This window comes from Rossellomorea sp. LjRoot5, from assembly GCF_964253455.1.
In the GTDB taxonomy this organism is placed as follows: domain Bacteria; phylum Bacillota; class Bacilli; order Bacillales; family Bacillaceae_B; genus Rossellomorea.
Window position 1 is genome coordinate 2,172,617 of record NZ_CAXUQN020000001.1, and the last position, 16,987, is coordinate 2,189,603.

Sequence of the window (16,987 nt, forward strand, 5' to 3'; positions counted from 1 at the left end):
AGGAGATGAACAAATGAACAACTTACAACGACTTGAATTAGAAACTAAAGGTATTCAGTTATCACAAGATGAATTAACTGTTTACCTTCAAGAAAACAACTTGCAGCCATTTGACGAATACAACCCACAATCTGCCGTAAATAAGAAGAATATTTATTGCTCAGCGTTATCAATACTTGAATCCATTGCTAACAATCCATCCAATTTAAAATCCTACAAATTGGATGATATGACTGTCAGTGATTTTGCAGATTCCCTTATGGCTCGTATTGATCAATTGGATAGGAAGATACGGTTACTTAAAGATGATGACCAAATACAAAATGAATCAACTTATTTATGTTGTTTTGTGACTAGGAGGTGTAACTATGTTTCAACCTAATCGACTTGGGAAAGATAATTTGCTTTCGTTATACTCTAATAATTGACTATGACAATCTAGATTCATCAGAAATTTGGGAAGTAGCAACCTTAGACATAATTGAACTTAGAGCCAATTGTGTTGCAATAAAAAGTAAATAGATCAAATTTAAAAAGTGGTAATAGGAAACTTAGTAGCCACTTTTTTACATATTATGTAGGTTAATTTTAATTAAATGTCGAAGTATGTATTACAAGATTTTATTTTCTGAAGGAGTGCTACTAAGCTGGAAATTACAAAAGAAGATATTTTATATTTTATTTATATGAGAAATTCTGAAAAGATGTGTTCCTCGAAAAGATATTACACAATACTACATAACAACGAATCAGAAGAGTACAAGAGATTTATAAATGTTTATTTGCAAAATAAATATGTGTTACCTGTAAGAGAGCAAATAGTATTAGATTCGGTTTATGGTGTAAATGGAACTCCACTAAAATTAAGGGAAGTCGCTGAGATAATTGAGGTCACTCCTGAAAGGGTAAGACAATTAATTCATAAGAGTGAAAGAAAACTGGTGGAATTTCTAAGTGTAAATACTAAGTTTTAATTAGCCAAGTATTGAGGAAGAACCTATAACATCGATTATGTGTATACAACATAATAATAATTGGTGAAAAAAATGCAGATTCCATCAGGAAATTATTATAATCTTTTTATAAAGCTCCGATATGCAATTATTTTTCTTACAGGTACCGACTGGAGGGTAATATGAAAAATGCCTTTATAAAAGTAATTAATGAAAATAGGAAAATTAGAATTATTTATAATGACCTAGAAAGAATTATTGAACCCTATTATCTTTTCTCATTTTATAACTTTAAATATAAGAGTCTTTATGTTGCAGGGTTTTGCCATCAAAGAAAGGAGCAACGCATTTTTAAGCTTTCACGAATTTCTTCAAGAAAACAATTGAATGAGAAATGGGACTTATCACCATATCCTATAACTGATTTAGATCTTTCTAGTTTTGAGAATGGAAATATAGAATTCCTTAAATGGCCAAGTGACAAAGGGGAGGAACTGTTATCTTTAGGTTTCAAGTTAAAAGATATGGAGAGTAAGAGGGATTATCCTAAACAAATTAAGCTCTCTAAAATGAATAAACCAGGAACTTGTAGAAGCCCATTAGAAGAACGGGTACTAACAGAATTAAATTTACAGAAGGAAATTGTTGAACTTGAAATGGAACCTTACAAAATTTCATACTCCTTCAATAATGAAATAAGAACATATATCCCTGATATATTGGTTTATTATATCGATGGAACAAAAAAAATAATCGAAATTAAATTATCAGGAGAAATTGTGGACCCTCAAAACCAAGTTAAATTTGAGAGAGCAAAGGAATTTGCTCACCAGAATGGTATGACTTTTTTAATTCGAGGTGTGGATACAGAGGCAAGTAACTACCGGCAAACTGGAGAGTTTGGTTGGAATGATAATACAAGAAGTCTTCCTATTCGGGAATTTGAACCTATGGAATTTCTTATGTTAGGACAGTCAAATCTCAAAAATGAACCGCCTTCTTTTGCAAAGAAAAAAAGCAAAAATATCTTCGTAATATTGCTATTTGCATTAGCGATATTAATAATTTTGAAGTATCTCTTCTTTTAACTAGAGTGATTTAGGTCAAGGTATTTTAGGGACTATTGAAGTCGTACTACTTCTTAAAGGCAAACAGTTTCAAATAATACAGGTGTTAGATTGGAAGGATACTCGACTCTCTGTCAGGGGTAAAGAGTGCATGATTAACGGCAGTTTACTTGAGAAATTTTACCTCCAGGAACGCAAACTAACCCATGGTTTTGCTTTGTGATTTCAGTTATACATTGTTCCACTTACGTGTTAATTTTTTTTTTGAGATTTTAACCAAATATATAGGAGGTAATCAATGTCAATACATGCCAGAATATCAGGAGCAAAGTATTTAAGGATTCTATATTACATTTTTAAATTCCTCGAATCTATAAATAGGAAGGTATATTTATATTCGTTATTACTCAGTTTTATTTCTTTGGTTTTTGTCTTTTATACTTTACCTAATAATACTAATGAGATAGGTGATTATATTCAATTGAGTAGAAATCTAATTATCGCGATTGGCGCTGGTTTCTTTGGTTTATTAGGTTTTTTAATAGGAGGACTAGCAATAATTTTATCTTTACATCAACCAAAAACAAGTGAAGATTTTATTTTTTCTGCATTTTATATAAAGGAGTATAAGATCGCTGTCACAATAATACTGACTAATATCATAATATCTGTTTTTGTTTACCTTATAACTTGTATTCCAGAGCCTTTTAATCCAATTGTATTATTTATCTTTTCTTTTATTGTATTTTTTGGATTTTTTATTGGTTTAATTCAAACTGGATGGCTGTTTAATATAGGTTTAAAACCGTATCAGGAAGGTTTAGATTTACAAAAGAACATAAAATTTTTGGAAAATTTCAATAATAGTAGAGATTTAAAAGAGTAGAGATTGTTTCTGAGAAGTTGTTGTCAATCGTAGTCTACTTGCAAAATTTTGTGATTAAGCTGGAGTAAAATTATATTGTTTTCACTTAATATCGTTTAACTGTTTCACCATTATAATAATTAGGTGTTTGGCTAAGATTAGAAATTAATTCCCTGCTCGAACTCTTCGATAATTAATATAGCAACCCTTTGAAGTTCATTATTCTTGTAACATTGATTATAAGAATTAGATTAAATCCAGGAGTAGTGATGGATTAGGTGTAAATGTTCACCTGAATCAGATACATTTGAAGAAAATAAACTTGTGGAACATGCAATTAAGATCTTTTACAAGAAGAGGTGCTGGAAGACAGGCCTGTATATCGAAAAAATATTGCAGCGGCCAGGGACAATATCGAGTGAAAGGTGTACAAGGTTATATGGCACCGACATGTGGATGAAGCCGTTCTTGAGCAAGCATTTATGAAGGCATGAAACGCTTTGATTGCTAATTGGAATGATATTAAGGCACCTTGGGTGAATTTAGATGATTCGCTGGAGTAATAGAGAGCGGGGCAGTTGGCAGACATTACAGAAAACACAAAACACATCACACATCACGGAACTTGAAATAAATTTTAGTTAAAGACGTTAAATTCCATTTTTGAAAGTGGTAAACTTGTTGTTACCTTCGCGGATTGAACGGAAAAAGAATACAATGTGGAATAGATTAATTACCAACTGAGGCTGATTTGAAGTGATATTCAAGTCGGCCTATTTTTCTGTTTTTCACCACAAATTTTTACCAAATTCATTTATAATAGAAACATATTCCAATATATGAAAGTTAATCTATAGAGAAAAGCAATAAATTAAATAATGAACTGATGTATTAAAGTCGTAAAAAATTTGCAAAAAACCATTATAAGATTCGTGCAAATCATAGTATTAACTGTAAAATTGGTGGTAAGAACAGTGAGTTTTAGTATCAATTATAATGGAGATAAAGATTTAGGTTACTGAGTATATATGTGGGAATTTATTAAAGAGAACCTGTAGAGTATGCGGCTTATGGTCAAATATTTTAATTCAACAAGACTATTGAAGAGAAAGAGTTGGGAGACCGATTTGCGATAACGGCAAGTACTATGTGATAGAGGTTTAGGAGGAGAGGGCTAATGTTCCAATTAGATAAAGAAAAGAAAGATATACCACAAACGAACTATGTACAACATTTTTCAACCAGAATTCCGTGGAAGGATAATGATTATACTGGGCGAATTGACAATGATCCTAAGTATAATGTTGCTGCTCAAGTAATCCCCAATATTGCATCAAATCGGGACTTGGAGTTTGAGGTTACGAATAAAGGTAATAGTTACGAACAAGTAGGCTCAGTAAAAATGCAAAGCTGGATTACAGAGAATGCTGCGTTCATGAGTGATACCAAGCTCGAACTTAAAATGAATCACCCATATAAAAACGGAAAAAATCCGAAGTTTCAGCATTTCGTAGAAACAACTTTTGATATGGACCCATATTCATTCTTATTGCGCCCTTTTTCATGGACACTAATGGATAATGCCCATGAAAAACAAAAGTATTACAATTTTTATTTTGACTTAGAAAAAACAGAACAAATGTTGAGCTGGCCAAGCGCCTGGGTTTCTCATGGAGAATCTCAAAAAGGGATTTTCGATTACTTCTTTTCTGGTGTAAATCCGCACAACTCATTAATTTTTCCATATTATAAGCAAGTTCCATTTATCGAGGATAATCGACGTGTAATTGCAGGAATAGGAAATATAGTATCAAAGGTAGAACTTCATGAGTATGATTCTGATGAAAGCAGTGACGAAAAAAACTACATTTGGGAGACAAATGCAGCTCATTCAATAAGAAATGATGGGAAAAATGGCTTCTTAATGCCCTATCTTGAAATTTCCGAGTATGCAAAAAAGCATCCAGATTTTGATGTTTCAAGTGTCACATTGTTTGAAGCGGCAGGTTTTAGATCGGAATTTTCATATGCAGCTGAATGGGTCAGCTACGATGCGGCTATTGATGTGCTGAATCAAGCGAAAACGGCATTGAAAAATATAGCCAAACTCAAGCTGAAAGAAGCCAATCATGAATGGGTAAATGTTCAACTTGAATATATTGATATTCAATTAAAAAGCGTATGGAATCAACGTGGTTTTTTCCCAGGATTGGGTTCGATTTTATCGGCTTTCGGTGTAAGGCATGGTTTCGATGTTGCTCATCATGTTGATACTTCTGAAAACGACTTGATCTCTGAATTGAATTTATTTTTTTCTGGGGACAAAGAAACAGGCAACGAAAAACTGGATGACAGTTTGGCTGACAAAGAGGATGAGTTTTCTGGTTTACTAAGGGATGAAAACAAAACTCGATACTTCGAACTTTTGTCTCGATTGAATCTATCTGTTGAACAATCTATCTTTGCTTGGCGTAACCTGAAAAATTATGCAGCAGAAATTATTGAGAACCCCTACCTATTATACGAACTTACACGAAAAGAAAAGGACATTCATCAAGTTACTATTTCTCAAATCGACAATGCAATGTTTGTGAATCCTTTGGTGGAAAATAAGTATCCTCTTAAAAGACCAACCAAAATGAGAATTAAAAGTGATAAACGCCGATTTAGAGCTATGGTATTATTTGTTTTAGTTCAAGCCGCAAATCAAGGCCATACTTTACTCAGCTATGATCAAATTGTTGAAGAAATTAACAAATTACCATTAGATCAAAAAACGGATTTTCAAACAGAAAAGATTGAAGGTATTTTAGAGTTCTTGCAGGAAGGTGAATTGCACGTTGATGAGGAGAATACATACATCAAACTGAAAGAATTTCAAGATTATAAACAATTGGTAGTAGATATAATAAATAGCCGTTTAGGAACTAGTTTTTCGAGTGTACAAAACTGGAGAAAAATTATTGACGATCAATTTGGTGAACTGCAAGAAAATAATGAAGAAAACGATCAACTGGCTCGTGAGGAAAAGGCGACAGCGTTAAAGATTCTTGAATCATCTAAGATATCAATCCTATTGGGAAGAGCCGGTACAGGTAAAACTTCAGCATTGGGGATTTTAGCTTCTTCTGAAGAAATTAAAGAAGGTGGAGTATTAGCATTGACTCCCACGGGCAAAGCAAGAGTTCAACTTGAGAATTCATTTAAGAAGAATAGTGTTGAAGCAGAGTTTATGACTATAGCACAATTTTTAATTCGTTCGGAAGGTTTCAGTTGGAATACCATGACTTACAAGATTTCAAGCAAACCTAGTTCGAATTTTGCCAAGACAGTTATTATCGATGAAAGTTCAATGCTGACTGAAGATATGTTTGCTGGCATACTAAAGCTTGTTGATTCTCATGCAGAGAGAATCATCTTTATAGGAGATCCAAATCAATTACCTCCAATAGGAGCAGGGCGACCATTTGTCGATTTGATCAATTATTTAAAGGTTGTTCATCCTGAACAGGTGGCAACGTTGAAAACTGAGATGAGGCAGGGATCAGGTGGTGATGACTTATCATTTGCTCAAATATTCTCTAATTCGGATTCAATCGATAAAGATGTAATTTACCGTATGCAAAACAATCAAACAGATAATCGTCTAAAATATATTCAATACACTGATTTAGACGAGTTAGAAAAAGTATTCCTTGAAGAATTGGTAGAAACTACGGATATGACAAATATAGATGACATTGATGGCTTTAATAAAAGTTTGGGAGCTACTGTAGAAAAATATACAAAGTATCCGACTAGTGAACTTATAGAAAATTGGCAAATTCTATCTCCAACTAAATTCGTTGGTGCAGGGAGCTATTATTTGAATAATCAACTTCACCAAAAATATCGTCAAGACATTGTCGAGAAATGGAATACCTATCCATGGACTAAAAACAGTCCCCAATCTGTACAAAATATCGTTTACGGAGATAAAGTGATTTCTAATGTGAATGGTGAGAAGAATTACTGGGATGGCTCATCGGGAAAAGCATACATTGCAAATGGTGAAATTGGTATCATGGTGGGTTACCCAAGCCAATATGGCAAAAACGATAAGAATACTAGTTGGTATAAGTTCCGTTTTGGCTCGTTTGAAGGAAGAGTATTTTCATACACTAAATCTGAATTTGGTGGTGATAATAGCGACTCTAAGTTAGAACTAGCTTATGCCCTTACAGTTCACAAATCACAGGGTTCCAGTTTTGGTAAAACCATAGTAGTCATAAATGGGAAAAGTTCATTTGTTACAAAAGAACTTTTGTATACTGCTTTTTCACGTCAAAGAGAAAAACTAATTGTGTTAAGTGATTTGTCAACTCAAGAATTAGTCCAATATGCGAATGACTGGTACTCGGATACCAAACAACGATATACTGACTTGTTTGAAGTTCCAAACATCATTGAGATAGAGTCTGGGAAGCAAAAACGGTACTTTGAGGAAAAATTGATCCATAAAACGATTCGTGGTGAAATGGTAAGATCAAAGTCCGAAGTAATTGTGGCCAACATTCTCGATAAGATGAAAATTGAATATTCCTATGAAGAACCAATGGATGTCAATGGTAAAACCTATATTCCTGATTTCACTCTACGCTACCAAGGCAGTACTGCTTATTTAGAACACCTTGGAATGCTAAGGAATGAATCATATAAAAAGCACTGGGATGAGAAAAGGGCAAATTATGAAAGTATGGGAATTTCAGAAACTCTTGGAAATTTGATAATCACAGAGGATGGATTAGACGGAAGTTTGGATGCAACATTAATAGAGAGTAAAATTCAAACTTGGATAAAAAATAGTTGATTTATTCCCAACCCCCACTCTGCTATAAAGAAGAACAGCTTTGAGTAGGTAGCTGATATTTTAACAGAATTTTTGCTGCGTAGTACAACCATATTATTTACAGGAAAACAATAAGTACTATATTGTGAAAACTTGATAAACGTAAATACTTAATTAGAAAGAAGTCCAAAGGTTTTGGACTTCTTTCTAATTAAAGGGTTTCATTAAGCATTAAAACAGGTGTAGTACATATAACATCGGTTATAGGTATCGTTTCGCTTTATAACTCACGGAAGAAGGATAATACTGTAGCTAGGTATCTAGAAAGATTTAATTTACCATCATTCTACTAACCTACGGAACTCCGTATCGTGATAAAATTAGCACGAGGTGTTGTGAAGTGTTTATCTCGCCAATGTTATTACACAAAGCTGATGAGCCATTTGATTCAAAAGATTATATTACTGAACTGAAGCTTGATGGAATTCGCTTAATATATACGAAAGATTTATTTGGCAAGGTCCGTTTATATACCCGACATAATAACGAAGTTACTAACCGCTTTCCTGAGCTAGTTGCTGGGGCAAAAGACTTACAACCTGGCACAATATTAGATGGCGAGCTGATTGTCACTGACAGTGAAGGCAAGCCAGATTTCGAACGGACAATGGCTCGTTTTATGAGCGGTAAGGACCAAACGCCAGTCAGTTTTGTTGCATTTGACTTACTGCAATCAGCCGGCAGCGGAACTACTCATTTACCGTTGCTTAATCGTAAGGAATTGTTGGAAGGTATTATTACTAATAACACTGGGGCAGTATCAAAAGTGCAGTTTATTGAGGGTAACGGTCCAGCTTATTATGATGCGGTTTGTCAGCAAGCTCTTGAAGGAATTGTGCTGAAAAGAAAAGGGTCATTATATGAAGTCGGAAAGAGAAGTCATTCGTGGTTGAAGGTAATTAATTATCAGATTGTCGATGTACTAGTGACTGGTTTTCGTAAGTCAGAGTTTGGCTGGCTGCTCGCTGATGAAGCAGGCAAGCCCCAGGGAATTATGGAACTAGGGGTGCCGGTGAAAGAAAGAGCAAAAGTCTACGGGAATAAGATTAAGGAAGAACGAGAAGATCTCGTTTATATAGAGCCGATTAAGTGTCGGGTCAAATACCGTAATATAACTAGTGGTGGACTGCTTCGTTTGCCGAGTTTTGTGAGTTGGCTGTAATGGCTAGCTCTTTTAATTTTGAAATTAAAGACATATTTTATTCTTCACAAGAGTCTAGTTTGCCAATAGAAAGATTAATAAGGACTCATTCCTCAACTGAGATCTTTTTGTATTTTATTGTAAAATAATGTTGTAATTTTCTCTTGTTAATTTACAATTAATGTAAGGTTTAAACAAAAGGAGGAGCAGGAGTGAAATCCACTGGTATAGTTCGAAAAGTAGATGAATTAGGCAGAGTAGTTATTCCCAAAGAGTTACGTCGCACGTTAAATATTGAAGAAAAGGATTCTATGGAGATCTTTGTGGATGGTGAAAGAGTAATTTTGCAAAAGTTCAAGCCTGAAATGTCTTGTTTCATAACGGGCGTGGTATCTGAGGATAACATCAAACTATCTAGGAGTGATTTGTACATAAGTCGAGAAGGTGCGACAACTCTCATGAAAGAAATCCAAGGAACTTTTAAGTAAGTCCTGATACACACCAAAGAACCCCCCATTCCTCCAAGATTGAAGGCTTTCAGTTGCATAACGATCTTAACAAGGTGTATCACATCAGTTTATTAATGTTAACCTTCCAGGATTTTTAGAATGAACACCATGAAGCTATTATAGGAGAGTCGTAAAATGCAAAAGAAAATGAACTATTTAATATTCCTTTTAACGTTGATCTTTATGGTTGGTTGTACCAACGCAGAAGATGCATCCAATACAGATGTAGAAACAGCTGTTCAAGAAGTAACGACAATTAATACAAATAAAGATAGTGAAAAAGAAGAAACTGTAACTAAGGTTGTCGATGAGCCAGAAGTGGAAGAAACGCCAACTCAACCAAAGGAAGAGCTGTTCTCGGGATACGAACTTATTGAAGTTGATGGTGGCGATTTGTCTGGTTATCGTGAACCTAACGTCGTCGTTGACATTGGATATGGGGACCGGGAATATTGGGCATTTACTAATGAATACGGACAACTAGTGCGTGTAATTGCTGACGAAATCATTCTACAAGATGATAGTAACGAACCTGTATTATCTTCTGGCAGATACTACTCTGATGAGGCAAAGGTTCCTGGTGTCGAAAGTAATGTTTTGGATGAAGGGCATGTCATCGCGGATTCTTTAGGCGGGGTATCGAACGCCTACAATATTACCCCGCAGGAAAGCACGCTTAATCGGCACGGAGACCAGGCGTATATGGAAAAAGTGATTCGTGACGCAGGCGGGGCAACGGACTTTGAAGCAATTATCACATATCCAGATACGAAAACGCAGATTCCTTCAAGTTACCAATATACCTATACCTTAATCGGTAACGAGATCATTGATACATTTGACAATGTGAACCCTGATGAAGTAAACGAATCACTCGGTTTAACGGACAGTGAGTCCTCCGAACAAACTAGTTCAAACACAAACGGTGATGTTTCCAGTGTCGATACAAACGGTAATGGACAGGTGACAATTAAAGAAGCAAAAGCAGCCGGTTTCAGTATGCCAATCACAAGTGATCATTGGCTCTATAAATATATGGACGATCGCGATGGTGATGGACTAGTGGGTGAGTAAACATTTGCTGCGTAAACAAGGAGATTATTCACTAGAAAAGTTCATCTGAAAAATTGATAAATATAATTAATCTAAATGTATGAAAAGTCCAAAATGTATTGGACTTCTTTCTTTCTGCTTGAAGAGTTTAATGGGTATATACGAACTATATAGCGTTATAGTTCGTATAACATGGATTATATTCTTGTTTAACTAAAGTTGTAAGTAATAAATTAAATTGAGAATTTTGATATAATTGTCAGTAAAGTAGTGATGAATTTGGAACTGTATACAAGTCCGCTGAAGAATTTGTTCTCTTATGACTTGTAACATTGATTAAATTAGAATTGGGGTAGATGTCGATATGGAAATGTCAAAAGTTATTAAGCCTCTAATAATTCCGGCAGCAGCACTTCTTGGTTATGCTCTAATAAAGGGGAAAAGGTCATCTAGCTTGGTTTCTGACATAACACAAGCTGTTTCTAATTCTGCAACTAATCTAGAAAAGACCTTTGCTGGACTCAAGGAAAGTGAATTAAATGAGATTGCCACAAATACAGATAGAGGCTTGAAAGCAGAAATTGTTGGTAACGCATTGGAGTATTGTTTTAAGTCTGCTAGTGGTAAAAAAACCGCTACTGCAAGAATTGAATTAGATTCGGCAGGTAAGCCAGAATTTGCTTTTCTTCCGTATTCTGGTTCTGCTAATTCACCATATTCTTTTATAAAAAATTTGAGAGATGCATTGAATAAAGACAATTAGTATATACCTGTATTCAAGAAAATTTATATTTGATAAGAACGACGGTATGAATCCAGATTTGAAAGCCCGCAGTATTTTTGTGGGCTTTTTTTGCATTACTAAGCTTAATTGAACAAGAGATTTAAATGTTATAGGGATAAGGCAACTTTCTCCCTAAGAATAAGTTGTTGAAAATAAAATGGGTAAGCCCACGTTTTAACTCTTATCGAAAATAGTTATGATTGTTATAATGAGGAGAGTGTAGTAATTCAAGGAAAGATAGGTGAAAGATTTGGAAAATCATAAAAGTTTCTTAACATTAATAAAAGAAATTGACGAAAAAAAACATGAGCAACGTGATAGAGGAACTCTATTTGAACTATTAGTTGCTGCATACTTAAAAACAGAACCTGTATATGCCCGCTTATTTGATGCTGTATGGACTCTTAGTGAAGTGCCTCAAGAATATAATATTCCAAAATTTGATACAGGCGTGGATCTAGTAGCTAAGAAAAGAGACACAAACGAATTAGTTGCGGTCCAGTGTAAATTCTACTCAAAAGACACAATTATTCAAAAAAGACATATTGATTCTTTTTTAAATGAAATTGGAAAAAATTATTATTCGGAAGGATTAATTGTAACTACTACAGATAAATGGAGTAAAAACGCAGATGAGGCTCTCAAATTCCGTAATAAGGATATTATGCGTATTTCTTTATCTGACCTTGCGGATAGTCGTATAGATTGGTCAGCATACTCTTTTAGAGAACCCAAAGAAGTCGTTCTAAAAGAAAGAAAAACACCTAGAATACATCAAAAACCAGCAATCAAGGCCGTAATAGATGGGTTTCAAAAAGCAGATCGAGGAAAGCTTATTATGGCTCCAGGTACCGGTAAAACATATACTTCTATGGCTATAGCTGAGGAAATGGCAAAAGAAAAGAATGGGGTATTCAAGGTATTGTATTTAGTACCCAGTATTCAATTACTTTCTCAAACGTTACGAAGTTGGAATGCAGATATTGATTACAACATGGATTCAATAGCTGTCTGTTCTGACCGTAAAGTAACAAAAGAAAATGCAGGAAACGAGTTAGAAGATATTGCTGCAGCTGATTTAGGTTATCCTGCAACAACTGATGCAAGTAAACTTTTAAAGTATCAAGAACAAATCGAAAATAGCAACCGTGTTACAGAATTTATTACTGTATTTTCTACTTATCAGTCTCTTGATGTCATTATTGAGGCACAGCAAGGTGGATTTTACGAATTCGATTTAATTGTATGTGATGAAGCCCATCGTACAACAGGTGCAACAGAACTAAATAAAGAAGCCTCTGCTTTTACAAAGGTACATAGTAACGATAAGGTAAGAGCAAAGAAACGTCTTTATCAAACCGCAACACCTCGTGTATATGGAGAAGATGCTAAGGAGAAAGCAGCTGAGAAGTCTGTTTTAATCGCAGACATGAACGATCCAGAAATATATGGAGAGGAATTTTATCGGATTGGCTTTGGAGATGCGATTCGAAACGATATTTTAACTGATTATAAGGTAATGGTTCTAGCTGTAGATGAAGAAGTGATTGCTCGTCGATTCCAGCAAATGTTGGCGAATGAGACTGAATTGGAATTTGATGATGTTACAAAAATCATCGGTTGTTGGAATGGTTTGGTTAAAAGAAACGGAAATACAAATCAAACACTAGGCGCTCCAATGAAAAGAGCTATTGCCTTTACTGGTACAATTAGAGATTCTAAGCTGATAACAGATATGTTTTCTAGAGTTGTTGAAGAATATATACATGAAAAAGATGACTATTCGAATCCATTTTCTATTGAAATTGAACATGCAGATGGTTCAATGAATGCAGTGCAAAAAAATGAAAAAATAAATTGGCTGAAAAGTGAAGTGCCGGACTACACATGCCGCGTACTATCTAATGCTCGATTTTTAACAGAAGGTGTCGATGTACCAGATTTGGATGCTATTATGTTTTTAAAACCTCGGCGATCCAAAATTGATATTGCTCAAGCAGTGGGGCGGGTCATGAGGAAAGCTCCTGGAAAAGATTATGGCTATATTATTTTACCTATTGGTGTTCCAGCAGGTGTAGACGCAAATACTGCCCTTGATAATAATGAAAAATATCGAGTTGTATGGGAAGTTTTAAATGCCTTACGTTCTCTAGATGAGCGTTTTGATGCCACTATAAACAAATTAGAACTGAATAAAAAGAAACCAAATCAGGTTCAAATTATAGGTGTAGGAGATGCACCAGATGGAAATTTAGAAACACCTTCAAGAGAATCTGAACAAATGGCCTTCAACCTATCAGAAGAAGAACTAACTGATTTAGAAAAAGCGATTTATGGAAAAATAGTGAATAAGGTTGGAAATGTTCGTTATTGGGAGCAGTGGTCAGAGGATGTCGCAGATATTGCTCGTAAGCATATTATGCGAATTAACATCATGTTAGAGGATAAAGATAGTGATGCTTATAAAGAATTCAAAAAGTTTGTCACCAGCCTCCATCATAATATTAATGACTCAATTTCAGAACAACAAGCAATTGAAATGTTATCTCAACATTTAATTACAAAGCCAATATTTGAAGCTTTATTTAATTCATATAGTTTCGTGAACAATAACCCAGTGTCGCATTCTATGGAAGAGATTCTAAACATTTTAGATAAACAAGGTCTTATGAAAGAACAAAAGAAATTAGAAGATTTCTATGAAAGTGTTCGTACTCGAGCAGAAGGAATTGACAATTTAGAAGCAAAACAAAAAATCATTATACAGCTTTATGATAAATTTTTTAAAGTTGGTTTTAAAGATACAACAGAGAGATTGGGGATCGTCTTTACTCCAGTGGAAGCAGTAGATTTCATAATCCAATCAGTTGAGGACATTCTTCAGAAGTACTTTGGAAAATCAATTTCTACTGAAGGAGTTCATATTCTTGATCCCTTCACTGGAACAGGAACCTTTATGACACGTCTATTGCAGAGTGGATTAATACCCAAAGAGGACTTAGCTCGAAAATATATGCAAGAACTCCATGCAAATGAAATTGTGTTGCTTTCTTACTACATTGCAGCCATCAATATAGAAGAAACCTATCACTCAATTATTGAAGGAGATTATGTTCCTTTTGAAGGTATTGTAATGACCGATACATTCGAAAGTACTGAAAGTGATAATTCTTTTAATGATAAGTTATTTGAGGAAAATAACTATCGACTTGAGAAGCAAAAGAAGGAACCTATATTTGCTATTATAGGTAACCCACCTTACAGTGCTAAACAATCTAGTGAAAATGACAATAACCAAAATCAAAAGTACCCTATTTTAGATGGTCTTATTAGAGATAGTTATGCAAAATATTCTACTGCACAAAATAAGAATAACTTATATGATTCATATATCCGTTCCTTCAAATGGGCTTCTGAGAGAATAAAGGAATCTGGAGTAATTGGTTTTGTTACAAACAGTGGATTTCTAGATGGGATAACTGCTGATGGTTTACGGAAATGCTGGTATGAAGAAGAATTTAACTATATTTATATTCTAAATTTACGAGGGGATGCTAGAACACAGGGAGAACAGAGAAAAAAAGAAGCAGGAAATATTTTTGCTTCTGGTAGTAGGACAGGAGTTGCTATTACGCTTTTAGTGAAAGATGGTAGCAATAACCATGAGATTTATTATAATGACATTGGTGACTATCTAAACAGAAAAGAAAAACTAGCTATTCTTAAAGACAAAAAATCAATTAACAGTCTTCAGTGGGAGAGAATTACCCCAGACTCTTTCAATAATTGGATAAATCAAAGAGACGATAAGTTTATGCATCTCAAACCTATTACAGATGATGAGGATAGCGTATTTATTAAAAGAGGAATTGGATTTGGTAGTAGTCGTGATGAATGGGTGACTAACTATTCTCTTGAGACGCTTGAGGAAAGTGTAAATGTTTTAATTTCCAATTTTAACGATCAAATTAAAAATGTCACTGATTCCAAGAATTTGTTAAGTGATTCAACCAAAATTAACTGGTCTGATGATTTAAAAAAACGGTGGAAGAAAAAAGAAAAAATTACCTATGAACAAAACGCAATTACTGTTATACAATACAGGCCATTTGTAAAAAAATATTTATACAACAGTAAGCCTCTAATAAAACGTCCGAGTATTTGGAATAAAGTGTTTGGTGAAGGTTTAGAGAACAATTTATTCTTGAATTTTATGGGTGGAGATAAAGGATTTTCAGTTTTAGTGACTAATCAGATAACTGATTACCAAACACTTTTTAATAATAAATCGATACCTTTATACTTTGTAAAAGAAGATGAAGAATCATTGTTTGATGAAAGCGCTAATAAACTTGAAAACATCAGAGACAAAACCTTATCTGAATTCCAGAGTTATTATAATGATAATACAATAAATAAACTTTCTATTTTCTATTATGTATATGCTTTATTAAGTTCAAAGGACTATCAAGAAAGGTTCCGAGCCGATTTGATGAAAGAGAGTCCTCGCATTCTTTATACATCTGACTTCTGGCAATATGCTGAAGTTGGTGAGAAATTGGTAAAACTCCATATCGACTATGAAAATGTTGAACCTTATAAAGGAAACATAGATTATAAAAATCCGAATCCTTCTTACGAGGTTACAAAGATGAAATATACTAAAAGAGGAGATACGTCTAGCATTACCTTCAATACAGATATTGTAATTAAAGATATTCCTGTAAAGGCACAGCAATATAAAGTAAATGGTCGAACCCCTATGGAATGGATCATGGAACAATATAAACTAGAAGTAAAAAAGAATAGTCAGATTGTATTTGATCCAAATAGGTATTCACCAAATGATAAATATATATTTAATTTATTACTCTCAGCTATTAATGTTTCAATCCAAACTGTTGATTTAATAAATAGTCTTCCTCCGCTAGAAATCGAGGATTAAAGCAACAGAAAGTAATATGCATTGTGGAGAAGCGATAGAATAATTTATAGGAATCGAGTATGAAATCAGAGGTTTCATACTCGATTTTTTATTTTATTAAACGTTGGCGGCATATGGTAAATCCCCTAAAACTGCTGGTACAATGATGGCATAGATGGTACATTCTTGAGGCTGTAATAGTCTAAGAATACTTCTCGACTTCGGGAGTGTTATCAAAGCACACTTCAAGATTAATATGTGGAGTTTAAAAAAAGACAAGCTCAGGGCAACTTAAGCTCTGAGCTTTTAGCATTTATAAATCTGGGGTTGTTACGGGAAGATAAGATAATAAGTAAATATATGTATGTATTATTCATTAATACTCTTAAATTCCAATATATTATACATTATTTTATTTAAAATAACTATTTCATCAGGATCTAATGTGTGTAAAATCTCCTTATGGTTTGATATTAACTCAGCCTTAGATTTTTCTTTCTGAATAATATTATTTTTATTGTAGCTAAAAAATCCTAGAGGTGAAACCTCTAGCGCTTCTAGTATCTTTTGAAAGGTTAGAAACGATATATTACGTTCTCGTCTTTCAATTCCACTTATGTATGTATATTGAAGCTCTGCTCTTTCTGCGAAATCTTCTTGTGTTAATCCTTTTTCTTTCCTAAGATATTTCACTCTGGCACCGAATGATACTAAAAACTCTGACATCAAATCACCTCTACTTTAAGAGTAGTATAATAAAGTCAGATTTATAATATGTATAAACTATAATTTTTTAGGAAAAT

Annotated in this window: 11 protein-coding genes; 10 read left to right on the plus strand and 1 reads right to left on the minus strand. The window is 34.0% G+C overall.

Going from position 1 to position 16,987, the window contains the following annotated elements:
• Window positions 1-13: 13 nt before the first annotated feature.
• The 10 genes from ACSQ2E_RS11195 to ACSQ2E_RS11240 all read left to right on the plus strand — a co-directional run bounded on the left by ACSQ2E_RS11195 (window position 14) and on the right by ACSQ2E_RS11240 (window position 16,205).
• Window positions 14-382 (plus strand): hypothetical protein, encoded by a 369-nt coding sequence (locus ACSQ2E_RS11195; RefSeq protein WP_435990604.1) that lies wholly within the window; start codon window positions 14-16, stop codon window positions 380-382.
• 322 nt (window positions 383-704) lie between these two features.
• Window positions 705-974, plus strand: coding sequence for a sigma factor-like helix-turn-helix DNA-binding protein (locus ACSQ2E_RS11200; RefSeq protein WP_435994499.1), 270 nt, complete (start codon window positions 705-707; stop codon window positions 972-974).
• Between the two features lie 161 nt (window positions 975-1,135).
• Window positions 1,136-2,041 (plus strand): WYL domain-containing protein, encoded by a 906-nt coding sequence (locus tag ACSQ2E_RS11205; RefSeq protein ID WP_435990605.1) that lies wholly within the window; start codon window positions 1,136-1,138, stop codon window positions 2,039-2,041.
• Between the two features lie 277 nt (window positions 2,042-2,318).
• The gene (locus ACSQ2E_RS11210) at window positions 2,319-2,906 is read left to right on the plus strand and encodes a hypothetical protein (protein ID WP_435990606.1); all 588 of its coding nucleotides are present in this window, start codon (window positions 2,319-2,321) and stop codon (window positions 2,904-2,906) included.
• A 1,156-nt stretch (window positions 2,907-4,062) separates the two neighbouring features.
• Window positions 4,063-7,734 carry an AAA family ATPase gene (locus ACSQ2E_RS11215; RefSeq protein ID WP_435990607.1) on the plus strand — a complete coding sequence of 1,224 codons (3,672 nt, stop codon included), beginning with the start codon at window positions 4,063-4,065 and terminating at the stop codon, window positions 7,732-7,734.
• Window positions 7,735-8,113: 379 nt separating this feature from the next.
• Window positions 8,114-8,935 (plus strand): ATP-dependent DNA ligase, encoded by an 822-nt coding sequence (locus ACSQ2E_RS11220; protein ID WP_435990608.1) that lies wholly within the window; start codon window positions 8,114-8,116, stop codon window positions 8,933-8,935.
• Window positions 8,936-9,126: 191 nt separating this feature from the next.
• Complete coding sequence (locus ACSQ2E_RS11225) at window positions 9,127-9,402, plus strand: AbrB/MazE/SpoVT family DNA-binding domain-containing protein (RefSeq protein WP_435990609.1); 276 nt, start codon at window positions 9,127-9,129, stop codon at window positions 9,400-9,402.
• 156 nt (window positions 9,403-9,558) lie between these two features.
• Window positions 9,559-10,497, plus strand: a complete 939-nt coding sequence (locus ACSQ2E_RS11230; protein WP_435990610.1) for a DNA/RNA non-specific endonuclease — start codon at window positions 9,559-9,561, stop codon at window positions 10,495-10,497.
• A gap of 343 nt (window positions 10,498-10,840) precedes the next feature.
• On the plus strand, window positions 10,841-11,239 hold the full coding sequence (locus ACSQ2E_RS11235) for a hypothetical protein (RefSeq protein WP_435990611.1): 399 nt from the start codon (window positions 10,841-10,843) through the stop codon (window positions 11,237-11,239).
• A 262-nt stretch (window positions 11,240-11,501) separates the two neighbouring features.
• Window positions 11,502-16,205: a DEAD/DEAH box helicase gene (locus tag ACSQ2E_RS11240; protein ID WP_435990612.1), complete on the plus strand. Its 4,704-nt coding sequence runs from the start codon at window positions 11,502-11,504 to the stop codon at window positions 16,203-16,205.
• A gap of 348 nt (window positions 16,206-16,553) precedes the next feature.
• Here the strand turns inward: ACSQ2E_RS11240 and ACSQ2E_RS11245 are convergent, their stop codons facing one another.
• Window positions 16,554-16,910 carry a helix-turn-helix domain-containing protein gene (locus tag ACSQ2E_RS11245; protein WP_435990613.1) on the minus strand — a complete coding sequence of 119 codons (357 nt, stop codon included), beginning with the start codon at window positions 16,908-16,910 and terminating at the stop codon, window positions 16,554-16,556.
• Between the last annotated feature and the right edge of the window lie 77 nt (window positions 16,911-16,987).

Bases quoted from the DNA above. Each gene is read 5' to 3' on its own strand.
- ACSQ2E_RS11195 (WP_435990604.1), top strand. From the start codon at position 14: ATGAACAACTTACAACGACTTGAATTAGAAACTAAAGGTATTCAGTTA.
- ACSQ2E_RS11200 (WP_435994499.1), top strand. From the start codon at position 705: ATGTGTTCCTCGAAAAGATATTACACAATACTACATAACAACGAATCA.
- ACSQ2E_RS11205 (WP_435990605.1), top strand. From the start codon at position 1,136: ATGAAAAATGCCTTTATAAAAGTAATTAATGAAAATAGGAAAATTAGA.
- ACSQ2E_RS11210 (WP_435990606.1), top strand. From the start codon at position 2,319: ATGTCAATACATGCCAGAATATCAGGAGCAAAGTATTTAAGGATTCTA.
- ACSQ2E_RS11215 (WP_435990607.1), top strand. From the start codon at position 4,063: ATGTTCCAATTAGATAAAGAAAAGAAAGATATACCACAAACGAACTAT.
- ACSQ2E_RS11235 (WP_435990611.1), top strand. From the start codon at position 10,841: ATGGAAATGTCAAAAGTTATTAAGCCTCTAATAATTCCGGCAGCAGCA.
- ACSQ2E_RS11230 (WP_435990610.1), top strand. From the start codon at position 9,559: ATGCAAAAGAAAATGAACTATTTAATATTCCTTTTAACGTTGATCTTT.
- ACSQ2E_RS11245 (WP_435990613.1), bottom strand. From the start codon at position 16,910: ATGTCAGAGTTTTTAGTATCATTCGGTGCCAGAGTGAAATATCTTAGG.